The sequence below is a fragment of the Streptomyces mirabilis genome (assembly GCF_018310535.1).
GTDB lineage: Bacteria > Actinomycetota > Actinomycetes > Streptomycetales > Streptomycetaceae > Streptomyces.
The window spans coordinates 4,345,559-4,360,021 of record NZ_CP074102.1; the positions used below are offsets into that span (position 1 = coordinate 4,345,559).

14 protein-coding genes and 2 tRNA genes are annotated in these 14,463 nt (G+C 70.5%); 11 read left to right on the forward strand and 5 right to left on the reverse strand.

Annotated features, from left to right (window positions below; genetic code table 11):
- Window positions 1-82 precede the first annotated feature (82 nt).
- Together SMIR_RS19205 and SMIR_RS19210 are read right to left on the reverse strand one after the other, a co-directional pair.
- Window positions 83-4,198 (reverse strand): PAS domain-containing protein, encoded by a 4,116-nt coding sequence (locus SMIR_RS19205; protein ID WP_212727189.1) that lies wholly within the window; start codon window positions 4,196-4,198, stop codon window positions 83-85.
- A gap of 202 nt (window positions 4,199-4,400) precedes the next feature.
- Window positions 4,401-4,898, reverse strand: a complete 498-nt coding sequence (locus SMIR_RS19210; RefSeq protein WP_168493399.1) for an SSI family serine proteinase inhibitor — start codon at window positions 4,896-4,898, stop codon at window positions 4,401-4,403.
- A 228-nt stretch (window positions 4,899-5,126) separates the two neighbouring features.
- On the opposite strand from SMIR_RS19210, the gene SMIR_RS19215 reads away from it, so the two are divergent.
- From SMIR_RS19215 to SMIR_RS19225, 3 genes are all read left to right on the forward strand, one after another.
- Window positions 5,127-5,217, forward strand: a tRNA-Ser gene (locus tag SMIR_RS19215).
- 194 nt (window positions 5,218-5,411) lie between these two features.
- Window positions 5,412-5,484 (forward strand) — tRNA-Arg (locus tag SMIR_RS19220).
- 119 nt (window positions 5,485-5,603) lie between these two features.
- A complete protein-coding gene (locus SMIR_RS19225) occupies window positions 5,604-5,975 on the forward strand; it encodes a VOC family protein (RefSeq protein WP_168493303.1) in 372 nt (123 codons plus the stop codon).
- A gap of 340 nt (window positions 5,976-6,315) precedes the next feature.
- Here SMIR_RS19225 and SMIR_RS44315 read toward each other — a convergent pair whose 3' ends face one another.
- Window positions 6,316-6,873, reverse strand: a complete 558-nt coding sequence (locus SMIR_RS44315) for a hypothetical protein (RefSeq protein ID WP_283959562.1) — start codon at window positions 6,871-6,873, stop codon at window positions 6,316-6,318.
- Window positions 6,874-7,026: 153 nt separating this feature from the next.
- Window positions 7,027-7,689, reverse strand: coding sequence for a hypothetical protein (locus SMIR_RS19235; protein ID WP_168493301.1), 663 nt, complete (start codon window positions 7,687-7,689; stop codon window positions 7,027-7,029).
- Window positions 7,690-7,846: 157 nt separating this feature from the next.
- Here SMIR_RS19235 and SMIR_RS19240 point away from each other — a divergent pair, with 157 nt between their 5' ends.
- The gene (locus SMIR_RS19240) at window positions 7,847-8,089 is read left to right on the forward strand and encodes a hypothetical protein (RefSeq protein ID WP_168493299.1); all 243 of its coding nucleotides are present in this window, start codon (window positions 7,847-7,849) and stop codon (window positions 8,087-8,089) included.
- On the forward strand, window positions 8,089-8,343 hold the full coding sequence (locus SMIR_RS19245; protein ID WP_168493297.1) for a hypothetical protein: 255 nt from the start codon (window positions 8,089-8,091) through the stop codon (window positions 8,341-8,343). The genes SMIR_RS19240 and SMIR_RS19245 overlap by 1 nt, the downstream gene beginning before the upstream one ends.
- A gap of 161 nt (window positions 8,344-8,504) precedes the next feature.
- Here the strand turns inward: SMIR_RS19245 and SMIR_RS19250 are convergent, their stop codons facing one another.
- The gene (locus SMIR_RS19250; protein ID WP_248002998.1) at window positions 8,505-8,984 is read right to left on the reverse strand and encodes a MarR family transcriptional regulator; all 480 of its coding nucleotides are present in this window, start codon (window positions 8,982-8,984) and stop codon (window positions 8,505-8,507) included.
- Window positions 8,985-9,095: 111 nt separating this feature from the next.
- Here SMIR_RS19250 and SMIR_RS19255 point away from each other — a divergent pair, with 111 nt between their 5' ends.
- The 6 genes from SMIR_RS19255 to SMIR_RS19280 all read left to right on the forward strand — a co-directional run bounded on the left by SMIR_RS19255 (window position 9,096) and on the right by SMIR_RS19280 (window position 14,460).
- The gene (locus tag SMIR_RS19255) at window positions 9,096-9,464 is read left to right on the forward strand and encodes an HGxxPAAW family protein (RefSeq protein WP_168493295.1); all 369 of its coding nucleotides are present in this window, start codon (window positions 9,096-9,098) and stop codon (window positions 9,462-9,464) included.
- A 59-nt stretch (window positions 9,465-9,523) separates the two neighbouring features.
- Window positions 9,524-10,393: a DUF2797 domain-containing protein gene (locus SMIR_RS19260; RefSeq protein WP_168493293.1), complete on the forward strand. Its 870-nt coding sequence runs from the start codon at window positions 9,524-9,526 to the stop codon at window positions 10,391-10,393.
- 120 nt (window positions 10,394-10,513) lie between these two features.
- Window positions 10,514-10,906: an antibiotic biosynthesis monooxygenase family protein gene (locus SMIR_RS19265; RefSeq protein WP_168493291.1), complete on the forward strand. Its 393-nt coding sequence runs from the start codon at window positions 10,514-10,516 to the stop codon at window positions 10,904-10,906.
- A gap of 70 nt (window positions 10,907-10,976) precedes the next feature.
- Window positions 10,977-11,900 carry an amidohydrolase family protein gene (locus SMIR_RS19270; protein ID WP_168493289.1) on the forward strand — a complete coding sequence of 308 codons (924 nt, stop codon included), beginning with the start codon at window positions 10,977-10,979 and terminating at the stop codon, window positions 11,898-11,900.
- 182 nt (window positions 11,901-12,082) lie between these two features.
- Window positions 12,083-12,823 (forward strand): response regulator transcription factor, encoded by a 741-nt coding sequence (locus tag SMIR_RS19275; RefSeq protein ID WP_054235077.1) that lies wholly within the window; start codon window positions 12,083-12,085, stop codon window positions 12,821-12,823.
- Window positions 12,820-14,460 (forward strand): sensor histidine kinase, encoded by a 1,641-nt coding sequence (locus SMIR_RS19280; RefSeq protein WP_168493287.1) that lies wholly within the window; start codon window positions 12,820-12,822, stop codon window positions 14,458-14,460. The genes SMIR_RS19275 and SMIR_RS19280 overlap by 4 nt, the downstream gene beginning before the upstream one ends.
- Window positions 14,461-14,463: the final 3 nt, after the last annotated feature.

Consider the following 14,463-nt stretch of genomic DNA (forward strand, 5'->3'; position numbering starts at 1 on the left):
ACGGTTGGGGTGCTGTTTCACGTGAAACAGCACCCCAACCTTCGTATGAATGGACCCAGTTCGAGGCCCGGAGCGCAGCGGGTCAGTTCGTGCCGATGCGCGCCAGCAGATCCACGATCCGGTCCTGCACCTCGACGCTCGTCGAGCGCTCGGCCAGGAACAGGACCGTCTCACCCGCGGCGAGGCGCGGCAGTTCGGCCTGGTCGACAGCCGCGGTGTAGACGACGAGCGGGGTGCGGTTCAACTGCCCGTTCGCCCGCAGCCAGTCCACGATCCCGGCGCGCCGACGCCGTACCTGCATCAGATCCATCACGACCAGGTTCGGCCGCATCTGAGAGGCCAGCGTGACCGCGTCCGCGTCCGTGGACGCCCGCGCCACCTGCATTCCGCGCCGCTCCAGCGTCAAGGTCAATGCCAGCGCGATCTCCGCGTGCTCCTCGATGAGCAGCACGCGCGGCGGGTGCTGCTCGGAATCCCGCGGCGCGAGCGCCTTCAGGAGTACGGCGGGATCGGCGCCGTACGCCGCCTCCCGCGTTGCCTGCCCCAGTCCCGCTGTCACCAGTACCGGGACCTCGGCGGCGACGGCGGCCTGGCGCAGCGACTGCAGCGCGGTGCGTGTGATCGGACCGGTCAGCGGGTCCACGAACAGCGCGGCCGGGAACGCGGCGATCTGCGCGTCCACCTCCTCGCGCGAGTGCACGACGACGGGCCGGTAGCCGCGGTCGCTCAGCGCCTGCTGGGTCGTCACGTCCGGCGCGGGCCACACGAGGAGGCGGCGCGGGTTGTCCAGCGGCTCCGGGGGCAGCTCGTCGTCCACGGGCCGGGGCTGCGGCTGGTCGGCGACCTCGACCGCGCCACCGGGACCGTCCAGCGGCTCAGGACCCTCGTCGGCGTTCTTGTCCGGGGCTCCTATGGCGTACGACCGACCGGCGCCCTCGGTCGCTCCGGGCAGCCTCGGCCCGGGAGCCGTGGCGGTCTGCCCGGCCTGCGGGTGCGGACGTGCCGTCGTTTCGGGGCGCTCGGCGGCGGGCTCGGGGGGAGTGCCGAGCTTGCGGCGGCGGCCGGAGCCGTTGGTCTGGTGCGGGGGAGGCGTGGCGGTCTGCTGCGCCTGGGCCGGTACGGCCCCCGGCTGGTTCGGGGCCGGCTGGCGGCTGAACGGTACGCCCTGCCCGAGCGTCCGCACGCTGAACGCGCGCCCCTGCGTCGAGTTGGGGTCGACCGGCGCGGCGGCCTCGGCGGGCAGCGGCTGGGCGATCCGCGGCTGAGCCCCCGGCCGGGGCACCTGCTGTGCGGGCTGCTCCGGCGGGAGGGGCGTGCCGGCGGCAGGAGTCTGCGCCTGCGGCTGGGCCTGGCGCGCGGCCGCCGCCGCGGCGGCGGGTGCGCCGGGCGCTACGGGCGCTCCCGGAGGCACGGGGGTGCCGGGCGGTACGGGAGTGCCGGCGCCGGAGGTGTCGTCGGCGTTCGGGGCCGGCCAAGGGGCCGGGGCCTGCGCGGGGACGGCCTGTGCCTGGGCTCCGGGTGCCGGAGTGGCCGGTACGGGGACGCCCTGGGCCGGAACCGCTGCCGCGGCGGGCCGAGCCGCGGCGGGTGCCGGGGCCTGGCGGGTCCGCAGTCCCGACGGCGCGGGAACCGGGTGCGGCTGGGGCGGAGTGTGATCGTCGGCCGGGTTGTGCGGCATCCCGTCGTGCCGGCCCTCGTCCCCCTGGTCACGACCGGCGACGCCACCGAGGGCGTCGCCCGCCTGCTCCAGGAGCTGCTGTTGGGCTCGTTGTGCCTGCTGGGCCTGTTCGGCCTGGACGTACTCGGGTGAGCGGTCCGCTTCAGCCGGCGGAAGCGCGAACACGGTCCGGGCGCCCCCGTCCTGCGCGGCGGCGCGCTCGGCCGCCGCGGCCAGCGCCCGCCGACGCCGCCCGGTCGGCTGCGCGCCGGCACCTTCGGCGGGGACGGCCTCCGGGGCACCCGGAGTACCGGGCGCGCTAGGGGCGCTGGGAGCCGCGGGCAACGCGGGCGGCAGCGCGTGCTGTTCGCCGTCACGCCGTGCCCGCCGCCCGGACGGCACGGGCACCCCTTGCGGAGAGGCCACGGGAACCCCCTGCGGAGGCACCGTCCCGCCCAGTCCCGTACCCACGGCCGCGGTTCCCGCCGCGTGCTCGGCCGCCATGACGACCTCGCCCTCCGACACACCCTCGGCCGCGTCGCCGTCCGCGCCCTCGACCGGGCTCGGCCGTCCACGACGGCGCCCGGTGGCGACGGCGTCGCCGTCACCGGGGCCCTGGGCCTGCGCGGGCACGGAGACCTTGGCGGCGTCCTGCTCCGCGGCCGTACGGCGCCTGCGCCGCCCGGTGGGAGCGGCCGCATCGCCCTCGGCCGTGACCGGCTCAGCGGGGGCGACCTCGCTCTCCAGGAAGGCGTCCACGGAGGACCGCCGGGCCCGCCGCCTGCCCCCGCTCTGGTTGCCGCCGTTCTGGTGCGAGGCCTGCTCGGGAAGGGCGATCTCGGCACCGGTCGACACCGGGGCCTCGGGGGCCATCGCTCCGGCCCCGTCGCCGATCGGCACCTCCAGCACGAACGCGCTGCCGCTCATCCCCGGCACCTCGTGCGTCTGCAGCACGCCGCCGTGCGCCCGCACGATCCCGCGCACGATCGGCTCGTGCACCGGGTCTCCCCCGCTGTACGGCCCACGCACCTCGATCCGTACGACCTCGCCACGCTGCGCCGCCGCCACGACGACGGTGTTGTCCATGTAGCCGCCCGCGGACACCGGCGCGTTGCCGGTCGCGTCGACGCCGGCCACGTCCGCGATGAGGTGCGCCAGCGCCTGCGCGAGCCGCTGCGGGTCGACCTCGGCCTCGATGGGCGGCGCGTGTACGGCGAACTGCACACGCCCGGGCCCGATCAGTTCGACGGCCCCGTCGACACCGGCCGCGACGACCGCGTCCAGCATCACGTTCGTACGGACGATCTGCTCGGCCCCCGCGTCCAGCCGCTGATAGCCGAGCACGTTGTCGACGAGGGTCGTGATCCGCGAGTAGCCCGCCGCGAGGTGGTGAAGCACCTGGTTGGCTTCGGGCCACAGCTGTCCGGCGTCGTCGGCGGCGAGCTTGGAGAGCTCACCGCGCAGCTGGTCGAGGGGCCCGCGCAGGGACTGGCCGAGCACCGACAGGAGCTGGTCGTGCCGGGCGGTCAGTGCCTCGTAGCGGTCCTTCTCGCGCTCGCCGAGCGCCGCGTACCGCTCATCACCCGCGGCGAGTTCCTCCTCGTGGCGCTCGCGCACCTCGGCGAGCTCGGCGGCGTGCCGCTCGCGCAGCGCCTCCAGCTCCGCCGCGTGCTCCTCGCCGATCCGCTCGATCTCCTCCGCGTGCAGGGTGGCCTCGGCGTCCTTCTCCTCGACGAGGCTGTCGTACGGCCGTCGGTCGGTGAAGGTCATCACGGCGCCGACGAGCTGGTCCCCGTCGCGCACCGGAGCGGTCGTCAGGTCGACCGGCACCTTGTCCCCGGACTTGGACCACAACACCTGCCCGCGCACCCGGTGCTTGCGCCCGGAGCGCAGGGTGTCGGCGAGCGGGGACTCCTCGTACGCGAAGGACTCGCCGCCCGCGCGCGAGTGAAGGATGAGGGCGTGCAGGTCCTGCCCGCCGAGATCACTGGCCCGGTATCCCAGTATCTGAGCGGCCGCCGGATTGACGAGGACGACCCGCCCCTCCGTGTCCGTGCCCACGACACCCTCGGCCGCCGCGCGCAGGATCATCTCGGTCTGTCGTTGCGAACGCGCGAGTTCGGCCTCGGTGTCGACGGTGCCCGACAGATCGCGTACGACGAGCATGAGCAGCTCGTCAGGGGCGGGACCGTAACTGTCGTAGGCCTGCTGGCCGTTCTCCAGGTTCGCGCTGGTGACCTCGACCGGGAACTCGCTGCCGTCGGTCCGCCGCGCGATCATCCTGGTCGGCTTGGTCCGCCCGCTCTGGTCGATCGTCTCGGGCCGCCGCATGGACCCGGGGATCAGCCGCGAGTCGAACTGCGGGAGCAGATCGAGCAGCCCCCGACCCACCAGAGCCGTACCCGGGGCCTCGAAGGCCTCCAGGGCGATGGTGTTGGCGTTGACGACCGTGCCATTGGCGTTGACCAGCACCAACGCATCGGGCAGCGCGTCCAGTATGGCTGCGAGGCGAGCAGCGCCTCGGGATGGCCTGCTGCTCACGAGACGCTTCCTCCCTGTTACCGCACCTTGCCGACCGCGAGGGCCATCTTGCCAACCTGCCCGCAGCGTGTCACGCGAGGGAGTCTACGGGCAGAGGTTGCGCTCGCGGCGCCGGATGAGAGGGAGGTCGCACGCAGAAGAACGGAAGAACCTGTGACCGCGCATTTCACCCCTTCCCTCCCTACCTCGCCGAACCACGGCGTCACCATGCCCGAGCCGTGCCGCGGCTGTGGGCGGAGCCGGGGAGCAGGGGGACGAGGGCGTCCCAGCGCGCGATCTGGCAGCCGTCCGCCCGGTCGAACCGCGCGTCGACGGGCCGCCCGGCCCAGGTCCCGGTCACATGGGCGGTGGCCGGACCGCCGTACATCATCGTGCACATCGTGCCGGGCGCCACGGGGGCGAAGGGGTCCTTGCCCCAGGTGGTCCGCCGGTCCAGCGTCGTGCACGCCTTGCCCACGTCGGGGTGACTGCCGCCATCGGGATGACATCGCAGTTCGTACGTCCCGTCGCCGCCTTCCGCGTGCTGGACGGTCACGGTCAGCCGGTCCCCGAAATCCTCGTCGCGGGCCGGCGGAGGCATCAGGCTCAGGGAGGCCGGCTCCGCGCGGGCGGCTCCGGCGTGGGCGACGGCGGGCAGGGCGGGCACGGCGGACAGTGCCGCGACGGACGCGGCGGCGGTGAGGACGAGACGACGCAACATGACCTGACTAACGCGAGGGGGCGCGAGCGGTTGCGCGCGGCCGACGCCTGCGCCCCGCGTCTCTCAGGAGTACCGGCTCTCCGGCTCTCCGACTCCTCGGCTCTCCGACTCCTCGGGACTTTGCTCTGTGGCCCGACTGCCTAGTACCGTGGGAGCCGATTGGTGACACCCCACCCGGCTGTGTCATCATCTGCACGCACCGCTTGCGCTCGCGCGGGCGGTTGTGCGGGAGGCGTCGCCTAGTCCGGTCTATGGCGCCGCACTGCTAATGCGGTTTGGGCCTTAAAGCCCATCGAGGGTTCAAATCCCTCCGCCTCCGCGCCAAGATCCGAAGCCCCGGTCCACCTGGACCGGGGCTTCGGTGTTGAGTACCTGTGGAGCGCGTTTGCCCAGCTCACAAGGGGTGCGGCAAACGGATTTCACATGGCGGCGGCAGTCATGTAATGTTCTTCCTGTCGCCGCGAGCGGGCCGAAAGCCCGGGAAGCGGGACGAAGCAGGAAACAAGAAAACAAGCACTCGTAGCTTAACGGATAGAGCATCTGACTACGGATCAGAAGGTTGCAGGTTCGAATCCTGCCGAGTGCACATCAGACCAGAGGTCCTGTGGAGTGATCCACAGGGCCTCTGGCTTTTGCCTTGACGGCAGTGTTTGACGGCAACCGCCTTCCTTCTGTCCACGCCCTAAAAGGGGAACACTGTCCGGCATGCCTGTCTCGCTGCATCACATCGTCATCGACGCCCACGACCTGCCCGCCCTGTCCCGGTTCTGGGCTGAGGTGCTGGGCTGGCGGATCCTGTCCGAGCGGGAGCGGGAGGTCGTGATCGGGCCGGACGAGACGGCCCCGGTGGGAATCTGCTTCATGCCGGTGACCGACCGCAAGGTCGTCAAGAACCGCCTGCACCTCGATCTGACCTCGACGGCGGAGGACCGGGAAGCCGAGATCGAGCGAATCCTTGCCCTCGGCGCTCGCAGAGCGGACGTCGGGCAGGGCGGCGACGAGTCATGGACCGTGCTGGCCGATCCGGAGGGGAACGAGTTCTGCGTAGTCCGTCCGAAGGAGACCCTCATCGGATAGCCCTGGAAGTCGATCAGACGGCTACCGGGACACCGGCCCATAGTCACCCGGATCGAGCTGGCGCCTTCGCGAGTCGAGGCCGGCCGCGTCGCTGTTGTCGTGTGCGATCAGTGCCTCACCACGGGAGGCTCGGCGGCCGGCGGTGGCACTGCGACGCCCCTGTGTGTGACACCTCGCCAGTTGGAACCCCTGACGCGAATGGTCAGGGGACCATTGCCTACACGGTCCAGGACCTGGCCTTCAGCACGGTAAGCCCGCTGCCTGACGCGACCCAGAACGTCGCCTACTCCACCACTCTGCAGACCACCGGCGGCAGGCATCGGGAACTCCACCTTCGCGGTTACTGACGGCTTCCTGCCCCCCCCGGCCTGAGCCTCGACCCGGACAGCGGAGAGATCTCCGGCACTCCCACCACAAATGGCACGTTCACGTTCACCGTCACGGCCGCCGACCCCAATCCGAACGTGCCTGTGGCCTCGCGGCAGTTCACACTCACCGTGCAGTCCCCCGCCCCACTACCTGCGCCACCAGCCCCGCCGACCTGCATGCCCAGGGCTTCAACGTCATCACCGGCAACGACCGCCCCAACATCCTGATCGGTACCCAGGCACGGGATGCGATCTTCGGGTTCGGCGGCGGCGACACCATCAACGGGCGCGGCGGCGACGACCTGCCGTGCGGCGGCCCAGGCAACGACGTCCTTGCCGGGCCGACGGCAACGACCGAACGTGAAGTTCCAGCCCGGCTTGCCGAGAGTATTGCGCAGTTCGACAGCATTCGGTTTGACCGGTCGGTGTCCGCGCAGGAAGTGCGCAGACGAAGTGTCGGGCGTCGTCGGCGGTATCGCGCTCTCTCCGCCGAGGTTATCGATCGACGTCGAATTCGATATCCACACCATGAGGATCTCGGAATGGGCCTGCGCTAACGGAGACCAGGTGTGCAGGCGTCGCGTAGGGAGTCCAGAGGCCCCGGAGGGATTCGGGGCCTCTGGCATTGGGGGAGTACGGGGCTGTGGGTTTGGTCGTCGTCGGAGTGTTCGGTCCTGTGGGCGTCAGTCGGCATGGGTGGCATGGGCGTCCGGGTTGCGGACGCTAGCGAGGAGCTTCTGGTACGTCTCACTCATGGGCTTCTCCTTCCCCTTCGGGCTGAGAGAGATGATCTCGATGAAGTGGTCGTCGCCGGCGATGAGGCGGGCGGAGCCCGAAGCGCCGTCAGGGGCGGAGAGACGCGCGTCGAGGGTCGGCTGGCCGTGGACCGTGATCTTGTGGACGCCGGTGCTGGAGAGCTTGTGCTTGGAGGACTGGACGGCCTCGTTGTAGCCGTCCACCAAGCCCCGAAGACCGTCGTTGAGGTCCCCCTTCGCGCGGGGCAGGTCGAAGACCGCGAAGACGATGACCCCGTTATCGGTCTTCACCTTGTAAAGGCGACCGCTCATTCCGTCCACGGCCTCGGTGAACTTCGTGACCCTGGGCTTTTCGGGAAGCCGGAATGTGATGCCGCTCGCGGCGTCGGTGGTCTCCACCCATTGCTTGGCGGAGCCGGGGCTGCCGTGCGGACGGTGAGCGTCATGATCGGAGGCGACCGCGGTGACGGCGGCCGTGTGCGGTGCCGCCGTGGCGGCCATCGCGCTGCTGGGCAGCACCGCGCCTCCGGCGATCACGGTGGTCGAGGCGGCGAGCAGCAGAAGGCGCTGGAAATGGGAACGGCGAGTCATGGAAATTCACATCCCGTGGAAGTGGAGGGAGGGGGGCAGTGGGTTGACGAATGGTCTGCGACTTACGGGTTTCCGGCCGTGCGTCGCATGTGTCCATTAGGCCCGGTCCTTTGAATCGGGTCATGCCCCTGAATCACGTGACGCGAGAAGTCGGGACTTGACCTATGCCGTCGGGCTGAGCACAATCCCCGGCCCGCACGCCGTCGCCGCGGCGCGCCAGGACGCGATGGCGCGCAGCCAAGAAATGATCTTTCGGAGTCAGGAGGTGATCGCTCGCGGCCAGGGGGTGATCGCCCGGAGTCAGGACGCGATGGCGGCGGCCCTGGGGCGCATGGCCGAGTCGTCGGACCGGATCGCGGGGCGGTCGGGGCGGGCGGCGGGGGCGGGAAGCCGCTGGTGATGACTCCGCAGGAACTGCCGACGGGGTGGCAGGCGAGGAATCGTGTCGTCACCGCGGATGTGCACGCCGTGGCGGCGTATCTCGCGCCCGCCCTCGTGCGGGGGAAGGCGCAGTACCGGCTGGAGGACATCGCGGGGCGAACCGGGCTGACGGTGGAGCGCGTGCACGACAGGGTGCGGATGTTGCTCAAACGCGGATGCATGAAGCAGAGCGGGTGCGCGGCGGACGGGGCGCCGGTGTACGTGCTGCCTTAGGGGGTTGCCAGAAGGACGCCAAGGGGGCCAGGGAACGCCGAAGGAACACCGAAGGAACGTCGAAGGACGCGGAAGGACGCAGGACGAAGGAGACGGGCCCGAAGTCGCATCCCATACTTGCGGCTTCGGGCCCTTCCCACGTTAGGTGAAGGCGCGCAGGCTCAGTCGCTCTTCCGCAGCTCCTCCAGGTATTCGCCCATCAGCCTTCCCGTACGGGTGAACCAGTCGTACAGGACCGCGATCTCGGCGGGCGAGTAGTCGGAGAAGAGTTCGGTGACGCGGGCGTAGTGCGGCTCGTAGAGGGACATGACACGGGCGACCGCGTCCGGGTTCGCGGCCACGCGGACACGGCGGCGGTCGTCGGGGTCGGGACGGCGGGTGACGTAGTCGGCGCGTTCGAGGCGGTTGAGGATCCCCGTGACGGCGCCCGTCGTGACGTGGGCCCGCTCTGCGAGGTCGCCGGCCGTGAGCAGGGTGTCGCCCGCCTCCAGGACGAAGCCGAAGCAGGTGAGGTCGGTGACGTTCAGGTTCAGCCGCTGGGCCATCTCCTGCTGGCCGATCATGCCCGTCGCGATGAGGTGGTCCATGGCGCTCAGCGCCTGGGCCGGAGTCGCGGGTGGGCGCGGCGTGCCCTGCTGCATGCGCATTTCCCTTAGTGCGTGAGATGTTTCTGGAGTAGATTTCTTAGCTTGTGAGGGATTCTAGTCCTTCACGTCACGAAACTCCGCTGTTCGGACAGAGGGAGGCAATACGTGAGCAAGCATGACGAGGGGCACACCCTCGCGGGCTGGATCGGATTCGGGATCGCCACCGTGGGGGTGGCGGGCATCGGGCTGGGGGTCTGCGCCGACAACGCCCTCGGAGAGTGGGGCGGGCTGGCGGTCGTGGCCGTGAGTGTGCTGGTCACCTGGGCGCTTCATCTCGCCGGGTGGGGCAAGCCGCCCGGGCGGCGGCCGGCCTCGGAGTGGGGACTGCGGGTCAGGGACCTGCGCGCGAGGGAGGGGCATCTCGGGTGTCTGGGGTGCCGGCTGGCGGGGCGTGGGCGGCCCGCGGTCAGGTCGGACGTGGCTGTCGGCGGTAAGCCTGTGAGTGGTGAACCCGTGACCGAGTCCGCCACCTGAACGGCTGCCCGCTCGCCGCCCGGCTCCGTTGTCGGTGGCAACGCCTACGCTCGTGAGTGATGGCACAGACGTGGAGATGTTCGGGTCTGCGGTGGTCGGCCGACGGCCCCGTGCTGATGTGGGGCGGCGGGCGGAGCAGTGCGCTGTCCTGGGGGAAGCGGGTGGCCTTTGGGGTGGTGGACGAGGGCGTACGGACGTGTGTGGGGGCGCGGGGGAACGCGTGTCCGGTGCGGGCGGTGGTGTCGGGGCGGAGTGCGGGGGCCCGTTGTGAGGAGTGCGCGCGGCTGGACCGCGCGCACTCCGTGGCCGCCGACACGATGGCCGACGACCCGCGGCCCTACCGCGTGTACCTCGCGTGGTTCGGGCCCGGCATGGTCAAGGTCGGGATCACCGGAGTCGCGCGCGGGCCGGCTCGGCTGCTGGAGCAGGGGGCTGTCGTCTTCAGCTGGCTGGGGCAGGGGCCGTTGATGGCGGCGCGGCGGACCGAGGAGCTGCTGCGGGCGGCGCTCCGGGTGCCGGATCGGATCCCGTACGCCGAGAAGAGGGCGGTGCGGGCCGCGTTGCCGGGGGCGGGCGAGCGGCTGGAGGAGATCCGGGAGCTGCACGCGCGGGTCATGGAGCTCGAAGGCTGGCCCGAGTCCCTGGAGCGGGCGCCCTTCCAGGCCGTCGATCACACCGAGGTGTTCGGGCTCGAAGGGCTCCCGCCCGCCGTCGGTGTCGTGAGCGAGCTGGTCGCGGGCGGTGTGGTGAGCGGAGAGCTGGTCGCCGCGGCCGGGCCCGATCTGCACCTTTCGACCGGGCGTGGGGTCGTCGTGGTCGATACGCGGCTCATGACCGGGTGGGAGCTGACCGCGGTCAGGGGTGAGCAACTGACGGTTCCCGTAAGGGAGTGGGAAGACAGGAGCGTGAAGCAGGACGGACTCTTCTGAGTGCCCGAGTGTGAGTGCCCGCGCGGTGCCGTTCTCCGAGGGTCAAGAGTTGGATCCCTCTTGGATCCCGTTCGGAAAGGGCCTGGACGAGTGGGGAGGCCCGGCCCGACAGTGGTTGCCATGAGCGATCACTCCATTGCGCCTGTCGCAGCCCACGAACCCCCCTACTACGCCGCTGTGTTCACCTCCGTCAGGACCGAGGGCGACAGAGGGTACGCAGAGACCAACGAGCGTATGGAGGAGCTGGTGAAGGACATCCCGGGCTACCTCGGCATGGACTACGCGCGCACGCCGGGCGGGCTGGCGATCACCGTCGGGTACTTCCGGGACGCGGACGCGCTCCGGGAGTGGAGGGGGCACGCCGAGCACCGCGCGGCACAGCAGCGAGGCCGCGCCGAATGGTACGAGCGTTACACGCTGCACATCGCCAAGGTCGAGCGGAGCCATGAGTTCGAGCGGACTCCGGGGACTGAGCAGGGCATCGAGCCCGAGCAGGACACGGGGACCGAGTAGGACACGGGGACCGAGTAGGACACGGGGACTGGACGGAACAAGGAGGCAGGGCGGAGTGGCAGGAGCGAGCGTGCGCGCGGCTGACGGGGAGGGCGGAGAGGGCGGGGAGGTCGGGTCTGGCGGGGAGGACGTACGGCGGTTCTGGGAGCGGCTGGGGCTCCCGGGGCTCGTCGATGTCCACACGCACTTCATGCCCGAGCGTGTCCTGCACAAGGTGTGGGACTACTTCGACGCGCTCGGGCCGCTGACCGGCGGCGTCGAGTGGCCCATCACCTACCGCGCGGAGGAGAGCGAACGCCTCGCGGTGATCCGGGAGTTCGGGGTACGGGCCTTCACCGCGATGGTCTACCCGCACAAGGCCGGCATGGCGCAGTGGCTCAACTCCTGGGCCGTCGACTTCGCCCGCCGGACGCCCGACTGTCTGCACACCGCGACCCTGTTCCCCGAGCCGGGCGTCGAGGGGTATGTGCGGGAGGCCCTGGAGCAAGGGGCTCGCGTCTTCAAGGCGCACGTCCAGGTGGGGGCGTACGACCCGAGTGATCGACTCCTCGACTCCACCTGGGGGCTGCTCGCCGAGGCCGGGGTCCCCGGCGTGATCCACTGCGGGTCAGGTCCCGCGCCCGGCAAACACACCGGGCCCGAGCCGGTCGCCCGTGTCCTCGCCCGGCATCCCCGGCTGCGGCTGATCGTGGCGCACATGGGGATGCCCGAGTACGAGGACTTCCTCGCCCTCGCGGAGCGCTACGGGGAGGTGCGGCTGGACACGACGATGGCGTTCACGGACTTCAGCGAGCGGTTCGCGCCGTTTCCGCGGGAGGCCAGGACCCGCCTCGCCACCCTGGGTGACCGGGTCCTGCTGGGGACCGACTTCCCGAACATCCCCTATCCGTACGTCCACCAGCTGCACGCCCTCGAACGGCTCGGGCTGGGGGACGACTGGCTGAGGGCGGTCTGCTACGAGAACGGCGCTCGTCTCTTCGCCATCAGTCCCTGAACGGGATGTCCCATCAGCCCCTGAGCGGACGCCCGATCAGTCCTTGAACGGGGCGCCTCGGAACGCCCCTCGGGGACTTCGTGATCTTCCCAGGAGTTCCCTGAGAGGCACCTGTGTGTTTCTCAGGGAAATCACAGGTTCCCGAAAGCGTGCTCTCAGAGGACCCCGACAAGGTGTCCGCTATGACCACGACCTCGCCCCAGGGGCGCACCGAACTGCTGAGGCCGGACGGGAGCCCCGTCCGAGTGCTGGTAGTGGATGACGAGCTGTCGATCACCGAGCTGCTCTCCATGGCCCTTCGCTACGAAGGCTGGCAGATCCGCAGCGCGGGTGACGGACAGGGTGCGGTGCAGACCGCGCGCGAGTTTCGGCCCGACGCCGTTGTCCTCGACATGATGCTGCCGGACATGGACGGCCTCGCGGTCCTGGGGCGCCTGCGCCGCGATCTGCCCGACGTGCCCGTCCTCTTCCTCACGGCCAAGGACGCCGTCGAGGACCGCATCGCGGGGCTGACGGCCGGCGGCGACGACTACGTCACCAAGCCCTTCAGCCTCGAGGAGGTCGTGGCCCGGCTGCGCGGACTGATCCGCCGTTCCGGTGCCGCCGACCGGCGTTCCGACTCCGTGCTCGTCGTCGGCGACCTCACTCTCGACGAGGACAGCCACGAGGTCTCGCGTGCCGGGGAGAACATCCACCTCACCGCGACGGAGTTCGAACTCCTGCGGTTCCTGATGCGTAATCCCCGACGTGTGCTCAGCAAGGCACAGATACTCGACCGCGTGTGGTCGTACGACTTCGGCGGCCAGGCCAATGTCGTCGAGCTCTACATCTCCTACCTGCGCCGCAAGATAGACGCCGGACGTGAGCCGATGATCCACACCAGGCGTGGGGCCGGTTACCTGATCAAGCCCGCGGCGTCATGAGCGGGCGACGACGGCCGCGTAAGCAGGGGCGAGGACGACAGCCGCGCACGCTGCGGACGCGGCTCGTCGTCGCGTCCGTGTCGCTGATCGCCGTGGTGTGCGCGGTGATCAGCACCGTGACCACCCTGGCCCTGCGCGACCACCTGTATCAGCAGCTGGACGTCAAGGTGACCGACATCGCCATGCGCGCGGTCGGTCACATGCAGCAGGCTCCGGGTGGCGCGAGCCCCGGTGCGGAGCCGGGGAACCCGAACTCCTCCTCGGCGGCCACTGCCACACCGAGCGAGAAGATCGACAACCTGCTGACCAAGGGCCCTACGCAGCCCAAGACCGTCGCCGCGTATGTGCAGAACGGCTCGATCATCTCCGCCGCCGTTGCCAAGCAGCAGAACGACAACGACGGCCTCTTCAAGAGGATGTTCGCCGGCGGTCTCACCGCGGTACAGAAGAAGGCGCTGGACGCCGTACCGAAGGACAACAAGGCCCACAGCGTGGAGATCCCGGGGCTCGGGAACTACCTCGTGAAGTACGTGGCGAGCCGGGACAGCAGCGACGCCTACTACGTCGCGCTGCCCACCAAGGACGTCGATGAGAACATCGACACCCTCATCCTCGTCGAGATCAGCGTCACCGCCGCCGGCCTGGTCGCTGCCGGCATCGCCGGGTACGTGCTCGTCGGCGTGGCCACCCGCCCCCTCCGCAAGGTCGCCAACACCGCCACCCGCGTCTCCGAACTCCCCCTGCACACCGGCGAGGTCACCCTCTACGAGCGGGTTCCGGAGTCCGAGGCCGACCCGCACACCGAGGTCGGTCAGGTCGGCGCCGCGCTCAACCGCATGCTCGACCACATCCACAGCGCCCTGCACGCACGTCAGCAGAGCGAGATGCGCGTACGGCAGTTCGTCGCGGACGCGAGTCATGAGCTGCGTACACCGCTGGCGTCGATCCGGGGCTATGCCGAGCTGACCAGACGCGGCCGCGAGGAGACCGGACCCGACACCCGGCACGCCCTCGGCCGGATCGAGTCCGAGGCCAGCCGGATGACCGGACTGGTGGAGGACCTGCTGCTGCTCGCGCGGCTGGACGCCGGACGCCCGCTCCAGTACGACCAGACCGATCTCGTACCGCTCGTCATCGACGCCGTGAGCGACGCCCGGGCGGCCGGACGCGACCACAACTGGCGGCTCGAACTGCCGGAGGAGCCCGCGCTCGTCCTCGCGGACGCCGCACGGCTGCAACAGGTCATGGTCAATCTCTTCGCGAACGCCAGAACGCACACCCCGCCCGGTACGACCGTCACCGCACGCGTGCACCGGCACGGGCCGTGGCTGTGCGTGGACGTCCAGGACGACGGGCCCGGCATCCCGCCCGACCTGCTTCCGCGCGTCTTCGAACGCTTCGCACGCGGTGATTCCTCGCGTTCCCGGTCCTCTGGCTCGACGGGCCTGGGACTGGCCATCGTGCAGGCCGTCGCCGCCGCGCACGGCGGTGCCGTCACCGTGGACAGCATGCCCGGACGGACGGTGTTCACCCTTCATTTGCCCGCGATCGCCGTCGATCCGTTCGTGGAAACAAAGGCGCAACTGTTCTCACAGGCACAGCACAGCGCCACCACATGGGTGCAACAGGGCGTTTGACGA

What these genes read in the sequence shown, in the direction of transcription:
- SMIR_RS19265 (WP_168493291.1), top strand. Translation starts at nt 10,514, where the DNA reads ATGAGCGATCACTCCATTGCGCCTGTCGCAGCCCACGAACCCCCCTAC.
- SMIR_RS19275 (WP_054235077.1), top strand. Translation starts at nt 12,083, where the DNA reads ATGACCACGACCTCGCCCCAGGGGCGCACCGAACTGCTGAGGCCGGAC.
- SMIR_RS19225 (WP_168493303.1), top strand. Translation starts at nt 5,604, where the DNA reads ATGCCTGTCTCGCTGCATCACATCGTCATCGACGCCCACGACCTGCCC.
- SMIR_RS19245 (WP_168493297.1), top strand. Translation starts at nt 8,089, where the DNA reads ATGACTCCGCAGGAACTGCCGACGGGGTGGCAGGCGAGGAATCGTGTC.
- SMIR_RS19235 (WP_168493301.1), bottom strand. Translation starts at nt 7,689, where the DNA reads ATGACTCGCCGTTCCCATTTCCAGCGCCTTCTGCTGCTCGCCGCCTCG.
- SMIR_RS44315 (WP_283959562.1), bottom strand. Translation starts at nt 6,873, where the DNA reads ATGGTGTGGATATCGAATTCGACGTCGATCGATAACCTCGGCGGAGAG.
- SMIR_RS19250 (WP_248002998.1), bottom strand. Translation starts at nt 8,984, where the DNA reads ATGCAGCAGGGCACGCCGCGCCCACCCGCGACTCCGGCCCAGGCGCTG.
- SMIR_RS19280 (WP_168493287.1), top strand. Translation starts at nt 12,820, where the DNA reads ATGAGCGGGCGACGACGGCCGCGTAAGCAGGGGCGAGGACGACAGCCG.
- SMIR_RS19260 (WP_168493293.1), top strand. Translation starts at nt 9,524, where the DNA reads ATGGCACAGACGTGGAGATGTTCGGGTCTGCGGTGGTCGGCCGACGGC.
- SMIR_RS19210 (WP_168493399.1), bottom strand. Translation starts at nt 4,898, where the DNA reads ATGTTGCGTCGTCTCGTCCTCACCGCCGCCGCGTCCGTCGCGGCACTG.